Here is a 21761-nt window from a genome sequence, read left to right on the forward strand (position 1 = left end):
GTCTTCGTAGGCACGGGAATCTAGATGTCATCCGGCTTATAGGGCGACTCATCTTTAATTTAGTGATTAGTGGTCATTTCCCGTGCTGGGATGGTCACTTTTCGATTACAGATTCAAACAAAACTTAAACAAAATTTGCGAACATTTGTGAGCTAAAACGTGGGTAAGAACTAGACTGAATTTATGAAATTTGGCATTCATTCCGAGCAATACCAGAACAAACATTCAAAAAAAGAAGGAGCGCCTGAAGGGGATGAGAGTGTTCAGGAACTTGTTAAGCAACATTACAATGCCGTCTACATCTGGGCCGATAGAAATCTCTAGAACTTTACAGGGCCATACAAATCTCTGTGGGCAAATTTGTGGAAAATCATTTGTATTGAACGTGAATCGAAAGCCTCCAGCTTGTATGGCAACTCTTCTTTACACCAATGAAGAGCAGGCTTTAAACTGAGCCATGACAATTTCACTTAATCGACTTTTATTGCACATGGCATGGGCAAATCAGAAGACTTTTACCTATCTTCAATCGTTACCCGAGGACTCTTTGAAAGCCTTCGCCACAGACCCAGAGTGGCATGTTGCAGAAATTGCTCATCACATAGTTGATTCAGCCGATCACTACGTCTTTCAAATCAGCGATACACCAGCATTAACACGGCCAGAAGATCCCTGTATTGATGACATAGAACAGATTTCAGATCTGGTACGGATTAAGGATCAAGCTGCGATCGTAGATAAGGCTCTTTTAGAGTGTGTAAAACTTGATGATCTCAAACTTGAGTTGAAGAATGGAGAAGGAGGGATTGTCACCAGGTGGCGTTCAACAATTCTTTCGCAGGCGATTCATCATGCAACCGAGCATCGAGCTCAAATAGCCTCCGCACTGGAGGCAAAAGGTTTTGCTCCAGTTGATTTAGATGAGCTAGATCTCTGGTCATATGAAAGAGCCTCAGAAAATTGAGTAGAAAACCGCTACAAGTTGTAGGAATCGTGATTGGCGTGTTTGCGATGGTGTTCGGTGAGTTCGATGATTCACCTGGACTTCAGGGAATTGGAATGATCTTGATTTTGTCGGTTTTGTTTTCGATTTATAGGCTTAGGAGACCAAAGTGAGATGGAGTTGGAGGGCTGCTCGCTCGAGTCAACGGGTAGGTTGTTTGAACTTGTCTGTAATTACAGATTTAGATGTATGGTGATCCGTTTTAGCTGCGAGGGTAGCGGGAACGACAGGATCCGGCTAATAGGGCGGTTCTTCTCAATTAAAAAATTTTGTCATACACATGTTGTGCTCGCTTAAGACATATTCACCAAAGGGTTCGCATTCCTCATACCCTAAGGATGTGTAAAGATCTCGCGCAGGCTTAAAGGGTTCGCTTGGACCTGTTTCCAGACTGATGCGTTTAATACCTTGAACTTTGGCGAATTCTTCAATATGGGTCACCATCGCTTTACCAATTCCATTTCCTCGGGATTTAGCTAACGTGTGCATTGACTTAAGCTCAGCGTGGGCTGCATCTAATCTTTTAATTGCCCCCACGCCGACTAACTCCCCAAAAACTCTCGCTCCGAACACCGTAATATCTGGAGTGAATAATTTTGATGCATCAAGTGCATAGACATGCTCCATTGGCGTGGTAGTCGTGCAAAATACCCAATGCGCTTGAAGGAGCTGAGCTAATTCTTCGCTCAGGGATTTTTCAACGGTGATTACTACGTCCACAAGCCAAAAGTGTAATGCCCGTTTTCGGTTCATAGGGCGGCTCTTCTTTTATACTTAGTGCATGAAAGTTGCTCACCTTATAGAGACGTTTGAATTGGGACTTGGCCAGGCAAATGCCCTCGTGGCAGATTTTCGAAAGTAGATGGGTCTTTAACTATGAGCTCAAGAGCCGAGAAATTATTCGATACGCCGGTCGCTGATGTCTACGTGCACTATGTCAATAAGATTGTAAGAAAGGGTCAAAAGTTAGAAAACCTCGACGAGGTCATTACGTGGTTAACCGGATTTGAAGCACCAACTATTAAAAAGCACTTAGCCGAAAAAACCTCTTTCAGGGATTTCTTCGAAGCCGCAACCCTCAATCCGAAAGCCGAGCTAATTACAGGCTCAATCTGCGGTGTAAAAATTCAAGAAATCGATGATCCGTTAATGAAAAAGATTCGGTACTTAGATAAGTTAGTCGATGAAATTGGGCAAGGACGCCCAATGAGCAAAATCCTACGTTCCGGTTTATAGAGTGGTTCTTCTTTCTTTTAACTAAGAAGTTTCTTTGCAGCGGGAGTCATTGAGTAATATGCCCATTTTCCTCGCTGAGCCCTTTCGAGTAATCCAGAATCCACTAAGAGCTTTAAGTGATGACTCACCGTGCTTTGAGCTAAACCGGTTTCAGGAGTGAGGTCACAAACGCATGCCTCGGCTCCATCACTAGCAGCCACAGCCATCATGAGCTTCAGTCGAGTTTCATCGCCAAGGGCTTTAAATTGCTCGGCAAGAGTCGATAAAACCTTGGGAGATCTAATGAGATTCAATGTGGACACCATGGGGAAAGTATACATTGACAATCTTCGATATGTCATTTAACCTAAGCATCGAAGATATTCGATGGGAGAAACGAATGGTAATTCCGCTCAAGAACACTGAAATAGGCTCGTCAACATGCTGCTCTTCACCTCTTGATGAGTGGGATGGAATTGCCCTCTGGAAATCTCTTGCACTATTCCTAGGTCTGGTTGGGATCTTCATAGTTTCGAACTATTGGTTCGGAGGCTTTCTGAACTCTCACTTAAATGTATTTAGCCAAGCCGCCACAGACTCCCTGTCATTCTTTATCTCCCACTCAATTGGTCTCTTGGGTTTGTTGGCTGCGATAACTACTTTTGCTGTCTTTATTCGATCTTTTATTAATGCCGACAAAGTCCGCAACCACATGGAAAAGGTAAACACTTTGCGTGGGCACGGTGTCGCCGCTGGCATTGGGATGGCCACCCCTTTCTGTTCATGCAGCGCGGTTCCCGTATTTACGGGCTTTGTACGGGCAGGGGTTCCGGTCAGCCAAGCTATGTCTTTCCTTGTCGCAAGCCCGCTGGTTAATGAAATTGCAGTGATCATGCTTGCTACCACTGTTGGTTGGGGAATTGCAGGAGCGTATGCAGGCATGGGGTTTGCAATTGCCGTAGGGGCGGGCATCTCACTTCGTAGATATGCAAAACCGAGTTTGACTGAAGTAACTCAAGTAAAGAGCCTCAATCTCATTGATCCAGAGGGAAAAATTGTTAAGCCATCTCTGCAAAAAAGAGCGAATGCAGCCCTTCTTGAGGCACGAGATACCGTGAAAACAACGTATGTTTTTATTTTGATTGGCGTGGGAGTCGGCTCTCTTATTTATGGTTGGGTTCCAACTTCAGCCATCCAGACCATTTCAGCATGGGGTCCAGTGTTCGGAGTTCTCGCTGCAACGGCAATCGGAGTCCCTCTGTATTCGGGAATTGCAACGGTGATTCCGATCATCACGGCACTTTCTGAAAAGGGATTGCCGATGGGGACTCTGCTTGCTTTTGCAATGAGCGTAACTGCACTTTCTTTTCCGGAAGCGTTGCTTCTCCGAAAAGTTATGAAGCCAAAACTGCTCGCAGCTTATTTTGGGGTAGTTACTCTAGGAATAGTATTAGTAGGAATAATTTTCAATCTGGCACTGGGATACTGAACTCGGCGCCTTCTCTCGCCATTTTATTCTCAGGAAATTTTAAGGATTTTTTTTAAAAAAACCCACCCGGGACGGGAATATTTATTTGGCATTAGCCGTTACTTGGAGCGAACCTGCCAAAGTGGGGGTTCACCGAAAACATCGGGTTCATCTACCGGCTGTTAACGGTGTGAAACCGATGTCACTAGGTATCTCGCAAAGAAGGAGAAATCTAAAATGGCTTACACAGTAGTAAAAAATGAACGTCCTACTGCGCTTACTTCCATCACTGACTATTTTCCAAACTTGGAAGCGTGGTCAGTTGGGTTTGATCGTGAGTGGCGCTTACTAGAAGAAATGCAGAATGCATTGATGGGCGGAACATCCTCTTATCCACCATACAACATCAAGCAACTTTCAGAGGACAACTACAAAATTGAGATGGCAGTTGCTGGCTTTTCAAAGTCAGAGCTTCGAGTCGAACTGCATAACAATCAACTTTCGATTGAGGGCTCCAAGCAAACAAATGAAGATTCCGGTGCAAATGGTTTTATCTACCGAGGAATCGCCGGACGTCAATTCCGTCAAACTTTTGCACTTGCAGACCATGTGAAAGTTGTCAGCTCTGAATTGAAGGATGGGATCCTGACTATAGAACTTGAGCGAGACCTTCCTGAAGAGAAGAGGCCTCGTCAAATCGAGATCAATTAATCGTTCAGCCTGAATCGTTCCCATAGAAGGTCGCTTACCCGCAAAGGTAGGCGACCTTCTTATTACCGTTTTGATTAAGAACAGATTAATCTATATATAAAATCTATTGTGATTGCGAACCTTTAAGCGTATGGTGAAAAGATGACGGTTTTTGATGTAGTTGTTCTAGGTGCTGGGTCCGCAGGAGAAGCCGTTGCCAAGAGTTTAGTTGCCGCAGGTAAATCTGTTGCAATTGTTGAGAAACTTCGTGTTGGTGGAGAGTGTGCCTACGTATCGTGCATGCCGAGCAAAGCGATGCTTCGAAGTGCTCACGTTAGATCTTTAGCTGAAAATTTGACCACTCTTGGCGCTGCCATAAAAGCCCCTGATCTAGGCGATGCGTTTGAGGCTTTTCACATTGCCGCGCAACGCAGGGATGAAATCGTGTCTCATAGAAGCGATAAGTCTGCTTCTGGAGAGTTACAAAACTCGGGGATTCAACTATTTCGTGGCGAAGGAGTTATTACTGGTCCAGAGAGTTTGAGTGTTAATGACGAGATTTTGAGTTGGCGCGATTTAGTAATTGCAACGGGATCTGCACCTACTATTCCTGAAATCCTTGGTCTTTCCTCGATCGACTATTGGAGTAGCGATCAGGCCCTTTCGATATCCGAAGCTCCCAAATCTTTAGCGATAATTGGTGGCGGGCCGGTTGCCTGCGAATTGGCTCAGATATTTTCTCGCTTTGGTTCTGAGGTAACAATAATTGAGTTTGGTGGGCAACTTGCAGGCAAGGAGTACCCCGAGGTCGCATCAAGACTTGCTGCAAACCTGCGAAAAGATGGCATCACTATCTTTCTCAGCACTGAAGTTAAGAAGGCAGAACTCACCGTAGAGAAGAGTACTCGCCTTACACTGTCGAATGGCCAGACTCTTACGTGTGATCGTGTAATCATCGCTGCGGGTCGTCACCCCCAGACAATCGGATTAAATCTAGATCTCTTGAAAATTAAACTTGGAAAGAAGAATGAAATTCTTATAGATGATGAGTGCCGTGTGGCTGGAAAAAGTAATATTTGGGCCGCCGGAGACGTGACTGCAATTGCGCCATTTACTCACACTGCAAATTACCAAGCGAGAGTAATTACCGAAAATATTCTTGGGAGATCACGAAAAGCAAACTATTCGGCTATCCCACGTGCTATCTATACCGATCCACCTGTTGCCAGTGTGGGTGACCTCACCAATGAAGAGATGAATCCAGAGATTGCTATTTCAAAAATCGAACTTTCGGAAGTCTCTCGAAACTCTACAGATGGCGAAAATGGCGGATTGCTCATCCTCGCCGCAAATATAGCTAAAGGCACTTTGATTGGTGCATCCGCCATCGGCCCGCATGCAGATGAGTGGATGGCTGAGGCAACGTTAGCTATTCGAGTAGAAATTTCGCTAGCAGTTCTAGAAGATGTAGTTCATGCCTTTCCGACATTTGGTGAAGCCTTTGAAATACCTTTGCGAGAACTTGCTCGCCAACATAAGTTTTTCAAGGTAATTCCAAGAAGGTTGGTTCCTAAAATGACACAGTGCGAGCATGAATTCCTCTTAGATCAAGATACAAAAGAAGTTAAATGTACCAAATGTGGAGATTTAGACGATGAGATGCAACTTCCAAATCACGCCTTGGAGGTTGAAGAAGAAAAGGATGAGTTCTACAAAACTCAAGTGAGTTTCGAGTAGGGCGCGTGCGAATAATGAAGTTTACATATCGCACAACTGGTCGTTAAAGTTCAACGAGAATCATTACTAATCATTACTAAACATTAAATATTCTGTAAAAATTATTTGCATCCCTTGAACTAAGCAAGTGCTACACTCAAAAAGATTAGTTACGGCGTTCGAGCAGATAGCTCATTGAAGGGCGATCGTGAATGGTTATTAGGAACACACAATGGATCCCAAAGAAAAAAAAATTCAAGGTCACTTAGATAAAGCGAAAAAAGAGTTAAAAAATGCAGCCGAAGGTGCTTTAGAGATCACTAAGGCAGATTTGAACGCAGGAATTGATCAAGCTAAAGATAGGGTAAATGAAGTAGTAGGAAATATCGCGGCCTCGGTGGGTGCCGCAGCTGACAAAGTTCATGAAGAAGTTACAAAGAAAGATCCAGTAACCAAACCTTAGAAACTATCTGCCTGAATCAGCAGATGAATACAAGAAGTGCAACTAAGAGAGTTGCCATCACAGCTATAGCAGGATTTGCTTTATTCATAGCTATTCCTCTGATGCCTACTTTTGCGAGCACGTCGGCAGATGTAACACTCGGAATAAGTGCAAATTATTCACTTGTCTCGGGTGGGGTAATTGTTCTGGGTGTTTCCACCTCATTTACTGGGGTTGCGCCTATAAAAGGTGCTATTTCTCCTGGATCTACGAGCCCTGCAATCGTAAGTGCATTTACTACTGCAGGTCTCATAGCATTTGAAAACAATACCTCTGCCGCCGCAACAGCTCTCGCCGATATAACAACGGCGCGCAACTTGATTAACTCTTTGACGGCAACTACGACTACGGCAGAAATAGGTGGAAAAACTTTTACTCCCGGGGTTTATGACACTCCAAGTAACGGGGCGCTAAGTATTGCGACGGTTCTGACATTAGATGGAGGCGGCAACTATAGCTCGGTCTTCATATTTAGAACCACTGCCGCATTTAATGTTGCGGCAAATCTGACGATTTCATATATAAATGGCGCGCAGCCATCTAATATCTATTGGGTATCTGGGGCCGCAACCACTATCGGTGCAAATACAGTAATCCCCGGCAATTTCATATCGGGTGCGGCAATTTCAACTGGTGCATCATCAACAATTTACGGATCGGTCTTAGGGCTTGGAGATGTGAATATCGGTGCTTCATCTTCAATCGTTCATAATGCAGTGCAACCTCAACCAGCAGCAACGGTTACTCCAGCAGCTGGCATTCAAGTTTTTATACCCGTTCCGGATCCTCCACAAAATTCCACAATCACTTCAATAACATCAGCCGAATGCTCAATATCTACGGGTTACACAGCAGTTATCAGCGGAAATTTTCTTTCACCAGTAAATAACATTGGCGTTAATGGCATCAACGTCGCCGTAAATACCTGGTCACAGACTCCTACCCAGATAGCGGTTAGCATTCCCGCAAGCAGCAAAACGACTTTTACTATCCAGTTATTTAATGGCCGGGCACCGGTGCTAGCCCCAATTAATTTTGTTTGCACAACGCCAACGCCAACGCCAACGCCAACGCCAACGCCAACTCAAACGCCAACGCCAACGCCAACGCCAACCCCAACGCCAACGCCAACGCCAACGCCAACCCCAACGCCAACGCCAACGCCAACCCCAACTCAAACTCCAACGCCAACTCAAACTCCAACGCCAACGCCAACCCCAACGCCAACTCAAACGCCAACGCCAACGCCAACGCCAACCCCAACGCCAACGTTTGTGATCCTAGAACTGCCATCAATTGCGTCAATAACCCCTACGGATAAGGACTCGCTTCGAATAATTCTGAATAACTTGGTCCCGGGGCAACAGATATTAATCACTTTGAAATCGGTAAAGCCATGATTAGGAAAATCCTCCTTGGGGCATTTTTTCTTCTTAATTTTGCAACTGTCGCAGAAGCTGCTCAGAACCCTGATGAAATTTTATATCAAAGTATCACTCAGGCAGAGGCTGAGGAACTCAATATTGAAATCCCATCGAATGAACCTTCAGGCTATAAAAGCCTTGAAGTACAAATTTCCGGAATGGGCAAGAAGGCGCAGTTCAAGAGAATTTTGTTTTGTAAAAATATTGATGGTGTAATTCACTGGAATAATATTTGTGAGGACTTAAAAGCACTTGCTGCGCAAACTTCGCTAGAGAATGCAAGTAAAAGAAGTGAACTTCCAAAATATGATCCATTTAAAAATCCAAAACAAACCACGAATACCGCAATCGTTGCTTTTGCTGCACTGTCTGTTGTAACTGGGGCCGGAGCTCTAGCTACACAGATTTTGGATAGATCAACACCTATAACCCCATCGGAGAGTGATTCACAAGGATACTTAACTGGCCTTTCAAAAGGGGCTGCTCTTATTGCAACTACCCATTTGGGTCGTGGTGATAAGTCAAAACTGTGGACCAAGCCAATAAATCAAAAGATGGATAATCTCGTAACCAGGATCGGCAATCGCATCTCTGGTTTTTCTCCCTTAGCAACTCGAATTCTCTCTGATGGAAACTATCAGCGCTCACTCATTGGTCCATACTCCTTACTAATCTATCCCTTCGCTATTGGATTAGGAATATTTTCTAGTCTGAGTCTTCAACAAGACGCATTACCACCAAGTCTCGGACTAATACTTATGATGATGATTGTAGGAACACTAGATGCTTTGGCTGGGCTCCTAGCATCCACCACATTTGCCTTATCTGTATTGATGGGAGGTCATTACACGGACCTCAACTCGGTTTTAACTGTTGCCGGTGTTTGCCTTTTAGCTTTTAGCCCAGCACTTCTTGCTGGTGCATTTCGGCCGTTCAGAAGAACTGTATGGGATTTTACTTCTCTTTGGGAACGTGGAACCGACTATGTGGTGGCGAGTGTCTTGACTGGCTGGGTAGTACAACAAATCGTATTGGGACTCCCGGGACTTGCTGGTTTACAACTACCATTAACAATTCATGCTCGTACGCTTGCACTTTTTGCTGCAGGTTTAGTAATCGTAAGATTTGCTCTAGAAGATTTGTCAACAACTCTCTTCCCACTTCGCTTAATAGCGCTTCAGCCTTCATACAGAGAAAGAACAATTGCCCAGCAGGGCTTCGCTGCAATGTTCAAAGTCATAGTATTTGGCGTAGTTGCAGGAAAATTTATCGGAATCTCCATTGCACTTGTTATTGGTGTTATTTTATTTAGCCTTCCTCTTCTTATGGGAATATTTGAAGACAGATTCCCAAAATCCGAAAAGATAGAGCGATGGATGCCTACAGGTATTATTGAAATGCTTGTGATGACGATAAGTGGATATTTCATAGCAATTGCAATTCAGGATCGATACCCAAATGCACGTACATATGTGCTTACTAGTTTTGTCATTCTGAGTCTCCCCGGATTTACTCTGAAGATTTTGGCTTTGTTTGGAAAAGAAGGTGCCAAAGATTGGCGCATAACTAGAATCGGTAAACTTACGTATCGGGTAGTTGGAGTTATGGCTTTGAGTATCCTGATTTATATAGTTATGAGTGGGCTTCTAATTTCAAATACAGTGTGAATTAGATGAATCCTTCATGGCCTTTAGTACCTTTCTTTGCGAAAACGTGACTTTAAATATAAAGAACTTTAATTGATTTTGTTTGTACTGTGAAAACCCAATATACATTGCTTTTAGATGTATTCTGAAAATCACAGCACCATCGAGTGCATCGAGATTCATTCTTAGAAACGAAAAAAAATGAGCAACACCAAAACAAAAATTTCTAAATTTAAAATATTTACAGCAATCGGTTTCATTGCAGCTCTATTTGCAGGCTTCTTCCCTGGCACTGCACTTGCCGCAGAGACAGCATTAAACATGGGCACAGCTTCCACGTATGGGGTGTTAGCAAAAACTGCAGTTACAAGTTCTACTCCATCCGGAATATCTGGAACAGGTGGAGGAGATTTAGGTTCCGGTGATGCAATCTCACCAACTGGAACTATTACTCGAACTGGAGCGACCATTCTTGGTGGGGCAGCAATTACTGCACTCACAGCAGCATCTAATGCTTTGGCAGATACTCGTGGTGGAACGGTAAGCGGCGTAGAACTTGGTGCAGGTCGAACGATCACACCTGGCGCTTATACCAATGGGACTCTTGAAATCAATGGCGCATTGACATTAGATGGACTGGGCAACTCTTCTGCTGTCTTCATTTTTCGTGCGGCTTCAACTTTAACTACTGGAGCATCGAGTACAGTCTTACTAACAAATGGCGCACAAGCCTGTAATGTCTTTTGGCAGATTGGTAGTTCGGCAACACTTGGAACTAGTTCAACAATAGTCGGTCATGTCATCGCCTCAGCATCGGTAAGCACTGGTGCAAGCACTACAGTTAATGGGCAACTCATTGGAACCACAGGCGGTGTTTCACTCGGCGGCACAACAATTGTCAATAACTCTTGTACAACACCAACACCAACACCAACACCAACTTCATCGGGCACTTCGGTATTTGTACCGATACCGGTTCCACCTCAGGACTCAAAAATTACTTCAGTTACACCGATTATTTGCTCCACTGCTGGATACAAAGTGTTGGTGAATGGATTCTTCCCAACTAAAATTACGAACATTGGTGTTGACGGCATAAATATCGTTCCGAGTCGATGGACGCAGACATCTTCGCAAGTAGTGATAACAATTCCACCGACCTCCAAGAAATCCTTTTTCGTTCGAATCTTTAATGGTCGAGCACCGGTAATGGCTTTCCAGTATTTTGACTGCATTAAACCTGCAGTCATTGTCCCAATAGTTACACCAACACCTACACCTACACCAGTCGTGACACCAACTCCAACACCAACACCTGTTGTGACACCAACACCAACACCAACACCAACACCAACACCAACACCAACACCAGTGGTGACTCCAACACCAACACCAGTTGTTGAAACTGTTACTGGTGGAAAACTTCCAAAAACCTCAACTCCTCTGGGAAATGTATTGCTAATTGGAGGAGCGCTAATTTTGCTAAGCGGGATTGGTTTTGCTTCACGAAAGATCCGGGTTAAGTGAACAATCTATCAATCCAAAGTAATGCCTAGCAAAAAGAAGGAATGCTTGATCGTAACCCTTTCAGTTATTTTTTTAACTGCAAGGGTTGCGGTCGTGGCATATCTTGGATATCAAACTTATTCATCGAGTAATGTAAATTAAGAGGGCTTAAAATTGCGAATACCGTGTCAATTATATGAATCTTTCATGAGTTTTTGTATCTTTCTTTGCGGATATGTGACTTTGAGACTCAAGCACCTGCTTAGAATTTGCATTACCTTAGAAAACACCATATAGACAGCTTTTTGGTGTATCATGAAAATTACAGCGCCATCGCGTGCATCAAGCATCATTCTTAGAATCGAAAAAAAATGAGCAATACCCAAACAAGAATTTCTAAATTTAAAATATTTGCTGTCATAGGTTTCACTGCAGCTCTATTTGTAGGCTTCTTTCCTGGCACTGCAAGTGCAGCAGAGACACCTTTGAATATGGGCACAGCTTCTTCATATGCGGTCCTAGCTAGTGCAGGAATTACAAGCGCTACCGCTTCAGGAATTTCCGGTACCGCAGGAGGAAATATAGGCGTGGGTAATGCAACTGCGCCATCTGGCACCATCGCTTTAACTGGATCAACTGTTCTTGGAGGAGCATCACTTGCAGCACTCACGGCTGCCTCTGGAGCTTTGGCCGAAAGTCGTGGCGGAACTGTAACTGGAGTTGAACTAGGTGCAGGTCGAACGATTACACCTGGTGCATATAACAATCCAACACTTGCAATCAATGGTGTATTAACACTAGATGGACTGGGCGACTCGACCGCGGTATTTATATTTCGTTCAGCATCGACATTAATTACTGGTTCATCAAGTTCCGTTCTACTAACAAATGGCGCACAAGCCTGTAATGTCTTTTGGCAGATCGGAAGTTCTGCAACACTTGGTACTAGTTCATCGATTGTTGGACATGTAATCGCCTCTGCATCGGTAACCACAGGTACAAGTACTACAGTGAATGGTCAACTGATTGGAACTACAGGCGCTGTCACTCTCGGAGGCACTACAATTGTCAATAACTCCTGTGCTGCACCAGTTGTGACACCAACACCAACACCAACACCAACACCTGTGGATGAGACAACAACGGGTGGAGAACTCCCAGCAACGTCTTCACCATGGGGGAATCTATTACTCGCTGGTGGAGGATTAATTTTGCTAAGTGGCGCTGGTTTTACTTCACGTAAAATCTGGGTCAAATAAGTAATCTATAAACCTACGCCGATGGCTCGTAAAAAGTATGCCCGATTGATCGTAACCCTTTCAGTTATTTCATTAACTGCAGGGGTTGCGGTCTCGGCATATGCTGGATATCAAATTCAATCCACTAAGGCTGAAATTGGCAAAACTTACATTGATGCAGCCGAGTTGAGTTGGATAAAAGAAGCAAACGAAGAGTTAGCTGTTAAATCACGCGTTACTACCGGAACTTTTTTAGGCACAATAAATATCCCCACTATCAATAAAACATTCAATATTTTTGAGGGTACAGAATCGAAACAACTGGATAAAGGTGTTGGGCATTACGTAAAAAGTGTGATGCCTGGAGTCGCAGACAACTCTGTATTAGCGGGTCACCGAGACACAGTTTTTGCGGAGTTAGGTAAAGTAAAACTTGGCGAATTGATTAAAATAAGAGTACGTGAAGGCAGTTTTGTTTATAAAGTGTCAGCAATTCGCATTGTAGATAAAAATGATCGAACCGTAATTGTTCCAACCCCTGATGCAACCTTGACTCTCTCTACCTGTTTTCCATTTTCATATATTGGTAATGCCCCTAAAAGATATATTGTCAGCGCAAAGTTAATTCCCTCAACATAATAATTGGGCCAAGCATCTGTGCGATGCTTATTTAGAAGAGAAGTTTTTAAGTATTCTTAACAAGCCAATTGCTAGGCGGGATTCGAGGATCTCGATGCTCACACTTGCGAGCTATTCTGGATGGATCGCGTGCATGCTGAATAATTTGTAGTTGTGCGGCCGCCTTTAATCTAAAAAATAAGTTTGAAGGTATATCCAGCGAGATTTTTCTTGACTGATATCGATGCATTCCCTGTTAAGGATGTTTTACCAGCAATTGAAATAGTTTTTGAACCCTTCTTCGTGGCAATCACCTTAAATCGAAAGTTTTTTGCACTTGAATTTATTGTTAAGATATAAATTGAAGAAGTGATTTTCTTAGCCGTCACAGTTCCCTTAGGAGTCGCAGAATTTGAATCTTCTTTTGTTGGGGCAGGAGTAGTACTTTTGGTAGATGAACTACTTGGAAGTGGCTTAGCCGCCTCTGGCATTCCAAATGTATAAATCCCAGTTTGAGAAGTTACAACCTTCTTTGCTCCATCAGCACTAATTAGTACTTGGTAAGTGCTAGTAACCGGGCTATCTATAAACCATGAAGCTCCAAAATCATTTGAACTATAGACATTTCCGTTATATGCCCCGGCTATCAGAAATTTCCCATCAGTCGAGATCGAAATACCTTGCCAATACTTGTTTAACTCTGGTGCACGCATAACCCAGGTTGCTCCTGAGTCAACAGATGTAAATATATATCCAGGGTTTGCATATGTGACGGCGGCTAAGAGATTACCAGTTGGATTTGAGGCAACTGCATACCAAAGCCGAACTTGGTCTCTTGCAATCCATGAACTACCAGAATCCGAAGATGTATAGATTTGATTGTCACGTGTAACCGCCACTAATTTCGTTCCGTCACTGGATGATGCAACTGAGCGCCAAAATAAAGTTGATGCATGAGCAGACCACGAGTTTCCCGAATCAGAAGATGTAAAGATTTGGCCAGGTTCGACAATTGCCACTAACTTTGAACCGTCTGCAGAAGTTGCAACGCCAGACCAAGGCCGTTTACTCTCATGAGCGTTCCAAGTCTTTCCGGAATCAGCTGAAGTCATTATTTGGCTATCTTGTGCAACTGCCACCATTCGAGATCCATCATTGGAAATTGCAACTCCGGTCCAGTATCTAAATGTCTCTCGGACAGTCCATGTGTTTCCGTGGTCGCTAGAAACCAGCAATCGACCACCGCCGACCCACCCAGTCGCTTCGGCTCCTATAATTGTTGAGCCATCGGGAGTCATCGCTGCAAAACTACAGGCACAACTCTCTTTTATTAGTCTCCATCCTGAATCTGCGGACGAGGCTTGTACGAATGACAGCGAAGCCGTGAGTGTAAATGAGAGAGCTAAACTCAAAATTAAGAGAGATTTACTTTTGGCTCTTGAAGAAATTGGTTTGGTAAACATGATGTGCTCCAGAGTGAACCACACAATATGGTTTCGCCCATGACTCTACGCCTGCCGGAGTATTTGTAGTAATGTGTATCCAATAAATTTATCCAAATTCTTTTATTGTGAGTGCCTTCACTCATACTAAAAGCTTTACTTATGAATGTGTGGGCTAAGTTTACAAAAAGAGCGAGATGGAGATTTAAGGATAGAATTATAGAATGAGTTCCACTCCTAATCCTGTTAGAGCTGAAATTATCAATTCTGGAAATCCGAAAATTAAATCTGCCCGAATAACCATTAATGCCCCAGTTGGCAAGATATTCAATTTGTTAACGGATCCAAAACGACATGTAGATTTTGATGGTACAAAAACAATTCAAAGTAATTTTAGCGGTCCCGAGCGATTAGAGCTTGGTTCGAAATTTGGTATGCACATGAAACTTGGCATTAATTATAAAATCCTAAACAAAGTAGTTGAGTTCGAAGAGAATCGATTGATTGCATGGCGACACTTAGGACGTTGGCGATGGAGATATGAACTTAAAGCAATTTCTCCCACCCAAACTGAAGTTACTGAATCATTTGATGGAACTACCTCAATTTCACAGCTCTGGCTGAAAGCAAGAAAAGCCTACCCTTGGACACAAATTGCAGTTGCTAAAACCTTGGTTCGACTTAAAGAAATGGCAGAACGGGAATAGAGGCTAATTAACATGGTAACCAGTCGAAGTTCCGAGCAGGTTTTACCCATTACTCAATACGGGTGCTATTGCCATATCTTCGGCGTTAAATAGAATGATTCTCGAAGCCACTATTTCTTGCCCTACGTGCGGTCATAAGAAAAGCGAAATAATGCCGCTTGATGCCTGCCAGTTTTTCTATACCTGCACCAAATGCCAAGAGATTTTAAAACCTCTCTCGGGTGACTGTTGCGTATTTTGTTCCTATGCAGATGCATTATGTCCCTCCAAACAAACAAATTAACGGTTAGGAAGTGAGGATTCTCGAAAATGGGGCAACGAATCTGTTTATGACTCGATAGCGGCAGAGCTTGCTTGGAAGCGAACGATTAATTTTTTAGAGGATGTACTCTAAACGTGTCATCATTCCTGCCTCAGCGTGATAAGCGTTATGGCAGTGAATCATCCAGTTGCCCGGATTAGTTGCGGCAAAATCGACGTTTATTCCACCCATAGGTGGAATCAAAACAGTGTCCTTACGAGCTCCATTGCCACCGGCCGAACCTAATTGGAAAGTATGGCCGTGTAAATGCATGGGATGCGCCATCATAGTTCGATTTCTAATCTTTAGAGTTCCCATTTCATTAAGCCGAACTACTAAGGCCTCCGTTTTGTCATAGGTGCGACCATTTATGCTCCATCGATAAGGCTTCATACTTCCACTTAATATTAGGTCCTGTGTTCGATCAGGTTTTTTAGATGGAAGTTTTGCTTGCTCGCTAGCCTGCAACATATCGGAGGTTAGTGGCTTTGAATTTAGTTCGGCAGGCTTAAATAGTTGTGTAGGGGCGGCGCCACTACTAGTTCGAATGAGTGCTCTGGCAATAGCTGATTTACCAACGGCATCGGCGACAAAAGCAAATACTCCCCTTCCCAAAGTAACTATTACGTCATAACGCTCTCCCATGCCGATTTGAAGTGAGGCAGTTGGGTAACCCTTTACAGGAAAACCATCGGTATGAGTTACGGTCATGGTGTGTTGGGACATCGCAACGTTAAAAATAGTATCGGCAGCGGCGTTAATTATTCGAATTCGAATGCGTTGCCCGGGCTTAGAAGTAAAGACCTCTGGATCATTAATTGGTCTTCCATTTATTAAATACAGAGGATAAGTAACATCACCAGAATCCATTCCACCAGCATGGTCCATACCGCCCATACCACCCATACCTGAGGAATTTCCAGTCCCTTCTAAAAGAGATGCAAGAATTTCGTCAGGGCTTTTTCCAACTCCATCACTCCAGTCATCTAAAATCACAATCCACTCTTGATCGTATCTCACCTTTTCATTTGGGTCATCGATGATGAGGGGGGCATACAGCCCTCTATCTAGTTGAGAACCACTATGAGGATGAAACCAATAGGTTCCTGAATCGGGAAGTGTAAAGTCGAATTTGAATTTTCCATCCGGCGATACCTCTGGAGTTGTTAAACCGGGGACGCCATCCATATCATTTCGAATGGCCAGTCCATGCCAGTGGACACTTGTAGGTTTCGGAAGCTTGTTATTAAAATTTACTGTAATTCGGTCGCCTACATTGGCTCTAATTATTTTGCCAGGAAATGAATCCCCGTATGTCCATGTTTTAGCATTTACACCACCAAGGTCAATTTCATTTAGTTGTGCCGTTAAGTCAAATGCTTTGACTTTTCCGCTTTTGATGAGCGAGTCTTCTCTAAATTGGACTGAGGATGCTCCCAAATATTTTTTAGTTTCCCCGACGCCACAGCCAGCAAGGCCAGTGGCTAGTCCAGCGCCAACAATTCCAGTGAGGAGTGCTCTTCTGCTAATTTGATTCATAAGGACATTCTTCCCAAAACTCTCAAAGGAAGGGCAAATTTTTTGTGAAGTTTCGATAAAGAAAAATTCTTTACTCAATCTTTAGGATTTATAAGGGTATTTCTATGCTTTCAAAGCGTACTCTTCAATCACAAAGCAATGGAGGTCTCAAAATGATGGATTGGTATGATCAAGGTGGAATGAACGGCAGTTGGATGGTATTCATGTGGTTTTTCTGGGTCATTATTATTGGGCTTGGAATCTGGTTTGTTACTCGACTTACGCAAAGAGATAAGGCAAGCGGGAGTAAAGAGACACCACGCCAGATTTTGGATCGGCGATTCGCGGCAGGTGAAATTGATGCAAGTGAATACGCTAAAGCTCGACGATTAATTGATGGCCACTCAATAGATTCAGATAAAATCCAGTAACCTTAGCTCTACTATAGGTGGAGTTGAGGATGGCTGGTCGTGAGTGATGCCCTACGGGTTCTGGTAGTTGACGATGAAATCGAACTTGCAGCTGTCGTCATCAGTTATTTTGAGCGAGAAGGCTATCTAGTTGATAGTGCAGTAGATGGACCTAGTGCCGTAGAAAAAGCACGTGTTGGGCTACCGGATCTCATAATTTTGGATTTGATGTTGCCAGGCTTTGATGGCATTGAAGTGTGCCGACAGGTACGTACTTTTTCAGATGCATATATTCTCATGCTGACCGCTCGAGAAGAAGAGATAGATAAAATTGTCGGCTTTGCAGTTGGCGCTGATGATTATGTGGTGAAACCTGTTTCACCACGAGAATTAATTGCTCGCTCCAAGGCAATCCTGCGTAGACCGCGCGCACAGGGATCGGTTGATGCTGCGGAATCTTCTTCCAGTGAGATTTACTTCGGAGACATTACACTTGATTCAAATTCGCGTACCGTAACGTGCAAAAATCTTCTTGTCGATTTAACAAAAACCGAATTCGATCTCCTTGAAATTATGATGGAAAGTCCAAAATCTGTTTTCTCACGCCGCGCTCTGCTTGAATCGGTCTGGGGGGGCGAATGGTATGGTGAAATCCACGTTGTGGATGTCCATATTGGCCATCTGCGCAAGAAACTTGTCGATGCAGGGGCAAGTGAATCTGCAATTAGAACAATTCGTGGAGTTGGTTATGGAATGGATTTAGGGTGAGTGCCTCTAAAAAGAAGAGTGTCATGACTCAAATGTTGGTGGGACAATCTTTTCTTATTATCGTCAACGGCTTAATTCTTGTAGTTACCGCCCTCGCTGTTGCTCCCTCAATATTTAATGAGCACCTTCATGATGCTGGTGTGGTGTCGGCAAATGCACGTACGCATGTGTTGGAGGCCTATATCAGCTCCTTTAACGCATCCTTACTTATCGCCGCTTTTTCTTCAATAGTTATTTCGGGTGGATTAGCTTGGTATTTCATGGTGAGAATCGTTAAACCAATAAAGGAAGTGACCGATTTTGCTGAAATCTTGGCTTCAGGTGATTTAGATGCTCAAGCACCCATTGAAAACTCAATTCCCGAACTCAATCGTTTAACTGAAGCCTTGGCAGGAATGTCAGTAGATTTGGCGTTAAGCAGGCAAGAACAGTCACGACTGTTGAGTGATTTAGCGCATGAGTTGCGAACTCCGATATCCACTGTTCTCGCTATCGTCGATGGAATTGAAGATTCAGTAATACAGCCTGATGCGCGCACATGGAAAACGATTCGTGATCAACTGGAGAGAGTTAATAGGCTCTCACACGATGTTCGCGAAGTAACCCAAAATTCTGAGAAGCTCCTTAGCACAATGAGCAGCGCAGCTAATCCAGGCGATATGGCCAGGGCGGCATACGCGGCCTGGAATCCACGAATTGGACGAAAGGGAATCAATTTTGAGTTGGAAATAGAGCCGGATTTACCTCAAATATATGTTGATCCTCAAAGAATTGGGCAAGTGCTATCCAATCTTGTAGAAAATGCCCTGCGATACACGCCAATCGGAGGAAAAATTGAACTCACTGTAGTAAGAACTACTGACCGAGTTCTTTTTACCGTCGTTGATTCTGGACAGGGAATTGAAGAACATCAGTTGCCCCATATTTTCGATCGCCTCTATCGAGGCGATGCCGCTAGACACTCCGGTGACTCTGGATCAGGTTTAGGTTTAACAATTGCGCGAAGTATTGCCCAGAGCCATGGTGGCGAACTAACTGCGATGAGCGAAGGTCGTGATTTAGGGTCAACATTTACACTCTCATTGCCGATACTTACACAGATAATCTCTTAGCTCACCGGTTTCCATCCACGGAGTCGATTCGCATTAAGTACCACTGAAAGAGAACTTAGCGCCATGGCTGCGGCTGCAATCATTGGACTAAGTCTTAATCCAAAGAAGGGATAAAAAACTCCTGCAGCCACTGGAATTCCAATGCCATTATAAATAAGAGCAAAAAAGAGATTCTGCTTAATGTTCTTCATTGTCTCTCGACTCAGTGCTATAGCCGTGACGACGCCTTGAATCGAACCAGACATGAGAGTTATGTCGGCGGCTTCAATGGCGACATCAGTTCCAGAAGAAACTGCGAAGCCAACATTGGCTTGCGCAAGAGCAGGCGCGTCATTAATTCCATCACCGACCATAGCCACCGAGAGCCCAAGTTTTTGTAACTCAATGACCGCATCAACTTTGCCTGCTGGAAGTACTTGTGCTCGAATATCGGTTTCAGTGATTCCAATCTGTGCACCGATTGCATTTGCCGTAAGTTGATTATCACCCGTTATCATGAGAGTTCGAATACCAAGACGGTGCAAAGCTGCAATTGATGCATAACTTGTCGGCCGAACCACATCTGCCACTCCCAAAACTCCAGCGGCAATACCGTTAACCGCGACTAGCATTGCAGTCTTACCTTCTCGCGAAAGTTGGTCGGAGAATTTTAACAATTCTTTAACTTCTACTGAGTTTGAAGTCAGTAGTAACTGGTTACCGATCAGGATTTCATCGATTCCAATCTTGATTCGTATACCTTGACCTGTTATAGATTGGAAATCCGTTACAGCTGAAAATGTAAGTCCCCGTTCGCGTGCTGTATGGACAATGGCGGTGGAAAGAGGATGTTCACTCTGAAATTCGGCACTTGCAACAAGGGATAAAACTTCAGTCTCGTTAAATCCGCTTAAGACGATTACATCTGTCAAAACCGGCTTCCCATAAGTTATTGTTCCCGTTTTATCGAGAATTATCGCTGATATTTTCAGAGACGTTTCAAGTGCTTTAGCTGATCTAATGAGAATTCCAGAAGTTGCGCCTTTGCCTGTTCCAATCATTACTGATAATGGTGTCGCTAACCCTAAGGCGCAAGGGCAGGCAATAATTAATACGGAAACCGCAGCAATGAGAGCGCTAGTAAATGTTGGCCTAGGGCCAACTACATACCAAATGGCAAACACAACTATTGATGTTGCAATTACGAGAGGCACAAACACTGAACTAATTGAGTCAACCAAGCGTTGAATTGGCGCTTTTGACGCTTGAGCTGCGCGGACCAGACCAATTATCTGCGAGAGGACAGAATTTGAACCGACTCTCGTCGCGCGAATATGCAATGCTCCTGTTCCATTAATGGTTGCTCCAATAACGGAGTTTCCCAATATTTTTTCAACTGGTATTGACTCACCGGTAACCATAGATTCATCAACCGATGAGTGACCAGAAATAATTTTTCCATCCACTGGAATTTTCTCTCCTGGCCGCACAAGGATCTCATCACCTTCGACTACTGAATCTATAGCAAGCTCGACTTCAACACCACTTCGAATTACACGGGCTGTTTGTGGTTGAAGATTTAGCAGAAGTCGAATCGCCTCTCCAGTCCCAGCCTTTGCTTTTTCCTCTAAATAACGACCCAAAAGAATGAGAGTAATAATTACTCCGACAGCTTCAAAGTAAACGTCTCTCATATTCGCTGGTAATAGGTTTGGAGCAAATGTTACAAAAGTGCTAAATGCATAGGCTGCGCTAGTTCCAATGGTTATAAGTGTGTTCATTTCCGCCGTACGATGGCGGAGAGTGAGCCACCCAATTCTGTGAATTGGAGCCCCAACAATGAACATCACTGGTGTAATCAAAATGAATTGTGTCCAATGATTGACGAGAAATGCGGGAGTCCAAATTCCAATGGCATTTCCAGTAATAGCCAGTAATATTGGCAATGTTAAAATTGAACCTGCAAGTACTCGGCGCCTGAGCCCGCGAATTTCAGTTAATCTCTCAATAGAATTATCGTTTATTTCAACATTCGAATCCTTTGGATGTTCCAGCTCTTGGATTTCAATGGTATTTAAACTCTTATTTTCCAAATCAGCGGGAACCGAGTGTCTCCCAGATTTTACTATTAGTTTTCCGTGCACCATATTCATTCCACACGCAAAATCAAAAACGCCCTCTTTATTAGGGATTAAAGTCACAACAGTGCTTTTGAAGGCGGGTAAATCGGCAACAATACCAAAGTCTGAAAAAACAACCTTTTCAGTACAGGAGCCGGACTCTTGACGGTCAAATGTAATGTGTAATGGAACACCCAAAATTGCCTCAATAGTGTCAGGTGAATATCCACCTTTGAGTGTTATGAGAATGCTTTGTTCTGATTCGCTCTCTTTAGTTTGAGTGATGCGACGTGGACCAAAGAAAAACCAAGCAATGAAGAGTAGCAGGGCACTACTTATTGAGATTACTGCAAGATCGGAAGAGCTCATATTTACCTC

23 protein-coding genes are annotated in these 21761 nt (G+C 43.7%); 18 read left to right on the forward strand and 5 right to left on the reverse strand.

Annotation, left to right across the window (positions count from 1 at the left end; translation table 11 throughout):
* The first annotated feature begins 183 nt into the window (after nucleotides 1-183).
* The 3 genes from Q8K48_04295 (at nucleotide 184) to Q8K48_04305 (ending at nucleotide 1116) form a co-directional block, all read left to right on the forward strand.
* Nucleotides 184-324 (forward strand): hypothetical protein, encoded by a 141-nt coding sequence (locus Q8K48_04295; GenBank protein ID MDP1851617.1) that lies wholly within the window; start codon nucleotides 184-186, stop codon nucleotides 322-324.
* Nucleotides 325-457: 133 nt separating this feature from the next.
* On the forward strand, nucleotides 458-964 hold the full coding sequence (locus Q8K48_04300) for a DinB family protein (GenBank protein MDP1851618.1): 507 nt from the start codon (nucleotides 458-460) through the stop codon (nucleotides 962-964).
* Nucleotides 961-1116: a hypothetical protein gene (locus Q8K48_04305; protein MDP1851619.1), complete on the forward strand. Its 156-nt coding sequence runs from the start codon at nucleotides 961-963 to the stop codon at nucleotides 1114-1116. The genes Q8K48_04300 and Q8K48_04305 overlap by 4 nt, the downstream gene beginning before the upstream one ends.
* 142 nt (nucleotides 1117-1258) lie before the next feature.
* Here Q8K48_04305 and Q8K48_04310 read toward each other — a convergent pair whose 3' ends face one another.
* Nucleotides 1259-1723: a GNAT family N-acetyltransferase gene (locus Q8K48_04310; GenBank protein MDP1851620.1), complete on the reverse strand. Its 465-nt coding sequence runs from the start codon at nucleotides 1721-1723 to the stop codon at nucleotides 1259-1261.
* Between the two features lie 156 nt (nucleotides 1724-1879).
* Between Q8K48_04310 and Q8K48_04315 the strand changes: the two genes are divergently transcribed.
* A complete protein-coding gene (locus Q8K48_04315) occupies nucleotides 1880-2239 on the forward strand; it encodes a DUF2200 domain-containing protein (GenBank protein ID MDP1851621.1) in 360 nt (119 codons plus the stop codon).
* 17 nt (nucleotides 2240-2256) lie between these two features.
* On the opposite strand, the gene Q8K48_04320 is transcribed toward Q8K48_04315, so the two are convergent.
* Nucleotides 2257-2544 (reverse strand): metalloregulator ArsR/SmtB family transcription factor, encoded by a 288-nt coding sequence (locus Q8K48_04320; GenBank protein MDP1851622.1) that lies wholly within the window; start codon nucleotides 2542-2544, stop codon nucleotides 2257-2259.
* Between the two features lie 29 nt (nucleotides 2545-2573).
* Here Q8K48_04320 and Q8K48_04325 point away from each other — a divergent pair, with 29 nt between their 5' ends.
* The 9 genes from Q8K48_04325 to Q8K48_04365 all read left to right on the forward strand — a co-directional run bounded on the left by Q8K48_04325 (nucleotide 2574) and on the right by Q8K48_04365 (nucleotide 13047).
* The gene (locus Q8K48_04325) at nucleotides 2574-3707 is read left to right on the forward strand and encodes a permease (GenBank protein ID MDP1851623.1); all 1134 of its coding nucleotides are present in this window, start codon (nucleotides 2574-2576) and stop codon (nucleotides 3705-3707) included.
* 216 nt (nucleotides 3708-3923) lie between these two features.
* Nucleotides 3924-4397: an Hsp20 family protein gene (locus Q8K48_04330; protein MDP1851624.1), complete on the forward strand. Its 474-nt coding sequence runs from the start codon at nucleotides 3924-3926 to the stop codon at nucleotides 4395-4397.
* Nucleotides 4398-4538: 141 nt separating this feature from the next.
* Nucleotides 4539-6113: an NAD(P)/FAD-dependent oxidoreductase gene (locus Q8K48_04335; GenBank protein MDP1851625.1), complete on the forward strand. Its 1575-nt coding sequence runs from the start codon at nucleotides 4539-4541 to the stop codon at nucleotides 6111-6113.
* Nucleotides 6114-6324: 211 nt separating this feature from the next.
* On the forward strand, nucleotides 6325-6555 hold the full coding sequence (locus Q8K48_04340; GenBank protein ID MDP1851626.1) for a hypothetical protein: 231 nt from the start codon (nucleotides 6325-6327) through the stop codon (nucleotides 6553-6555).
* A gap of 23 nt (nucleotides 6556-6578) precedes the next feature.
* Entirely contained in the window at nucleotides 6579-7994 is a 1416-nt protein-coding gene (locus Q8K48_04345; GenBank protein ID MDP1851627.1) for an ice-binding family protein, read from the forward strand.
* Nucleotides 7991-9685 (forward strand): hypothetical protein, encoded by a 1695-nt coding sequence (locus tag Q8K48_04350; GenBank protein MDP1851628.1) that lies wholly within the window; start codon nucleotides 7991-7993, stop codon nucleotides 9683-9685. The genes Q8K48_04345 and Q8K48_04350 overlap by 4 nt, the downstream gene beginning before the upstream one ends.
* 180 nt (nucleotides 9686-9865) lie before the next feature.
* Nucleotides 9866-11191, forward strand: a complete 1326-nt coding sequence (locus Q8K48_04355; GenBank protein ID MDP1851629.1) for an ice-binding family protein — start codon at nucleotides 9866-9868, stop codon at nucleotides 11189-11191.
* 350 nt (nucleotides 11192-11541) lie between these two features.
* Nucleotides 11542-12429 carry an ice-binding family protein gene (locus Q8K48_04360; GenBank protein MDP1851630.1) on the forward strand — a complete coding sequence of 296 codons (888 nt, stop codon included), beginning with the start codon at nucleotides 11542-11544 and terminating at the stop codon, nucleotides 12427-12429.
* Nucleotides 12430-12450: 21 nt separating this feature from the next.
* A complete protein-coding gene (locus Q8K48_04365; GenBank protein MDP1851631.1) occupies nucleotides 12451-13047 on the forward strand; it encodes a class D sortase in 597 nt (198 codons plus the stop codon).
* Between the two features lie 170 nt (nucleotides 13048-13217).
* Here Q8K48_04365 and Q8K48_04370 read toward each other — a convergent pair whose 3' ends face one another.
* Entirely contained in the window at nucleotides 13218-14489 is a 1272-nt protein-coding gene (locus tag Q8K48_04370; GenBank protein ID MDP1851632.1) for a hypothetical protein, read from the reverse strand.
* Between the two features lie 203 nt (nucleotides 14490-14692).
* Here Q8K48_04370 and Q8K48_04375 point away from each other — a divergent pair, with 203 nt between their 5' ends.
* Nucleotides 14693-15175 (forward strand): hypothetical protein, encoded by a 483-nt coding sequence (locus Q8K48_04375; protein MDP1851633.1) that lies wholly within the window; start codon nucleotides 14693-14695, stop codon nucleotides 15173-15175.
* 94 nt (nucleotides 15176-15269) lie between these two features.
* Nucleotides 15270-15458 carry a GDCCVxC domain-containing (seleno)protein gene (locus Q8K48_04380; protein ID MDP1851634.1) on the forward strand — a complete coding sequence of 63 codons (189 nt, stop codon included), beginning with the start codon at nucleotides 15270-15272 and terminating at the stop codon, nucleotides 15456-15458.
* Between the two features lie 93 nt (nucleotides 15459-15551).
* On the opposite strand, the gene Q8K48_04385 is transcribed toward Q8K48_04380, so the two are convergent.
* Nucleotides 15552-17015 (reverse strand): multicopper oxidase family protein, encoded by a 1464-nt coding sequence (locus tag Q8K48_04385; protein MDP1851635.1) that lies wholly within the window; start codon nucleotides 17013-17015, stop codon nucleotides 15552-15554.
* A gap of 104 nt (nucleotides 17016-17119) precedes the next feature.
* Here Q8K48_04385 and Q8K48_04390 point away from each other — a divergent pair, with 104 nt between their 5' ends.
* The 3 genes from Q8K48_04390 to Q8K48_04400 are packed head-to-tail and all read left to right on the forward strand — an operon-like array spanning nucleotide 17120 to nucleotide 19284.
* Nucleotides 17120-17425 carry a hypothetical protein gene (locus Q8K48_04390; GenBank protein MDP1851636.1) on the forward strand — a complete coding sequence of 102 codons (306 nt, stop codon included), beginning with the start codon at nucleotides 17120-17122 and terminating at the stop codon, nucleotides 17423-17425.
* A 39-nt stretch (nucleotides 17426-17464) separates the two neighbouring features.
* Complete coding sequence (locus tag Q8K48_04395; GenBank protein MDP1851637.1) at nucleotides 17465-18172, forward strand: response regulator transcription factor; 708 nt, start codon at nucleotides 17465-17467, stop codon at nucleotides 18170-18172.
* Nucleotides 18169-19284: a HAMP domain-containing sensor histidine kinase gene (locus Q8K48_04400; GenBank protein ID MDP1851638.1), complete on the forward strand. Its 1116-nt coding sequence runs from the start codon at nucleotides 18169-18171 to the stop codon at nucleotides 19282-19284. The genes Q8K48_04395 and Q8K48_04400 overlap by 4 nt, the downstream gene beginning before the upstream one ends.
* On the opposite strand, the gene Q8K48_04405 is transcribed toward Q8K48_04400, so the two are convergent.
* Nucleotides 19281-21752, reverse strand: coding sequence for a heavy metal translocating P-type ATPase (locus Q8K48_04405; GenBank protein ID MDP1851639.1), 2472 nt, complete (start codon nucleotides 21750-21752; stop codon nucleotides 19281-19283). The two genes, Q8K48_04400 and Q8K48_04405, sit on opposite strands and share 4 nt — an antisense overlap.
* Between the last annotated feature and the right edge of the window lie 9 nt (nucleotides 21753-21761).

The organism is Candidatus Planktophila sp., assembly GCA_030681675.1.
GTDB lineage: Bacteria > Actinomycetota > Actinomycetes > Nanopelagicales > Nanopelagicaceae > Planktophila.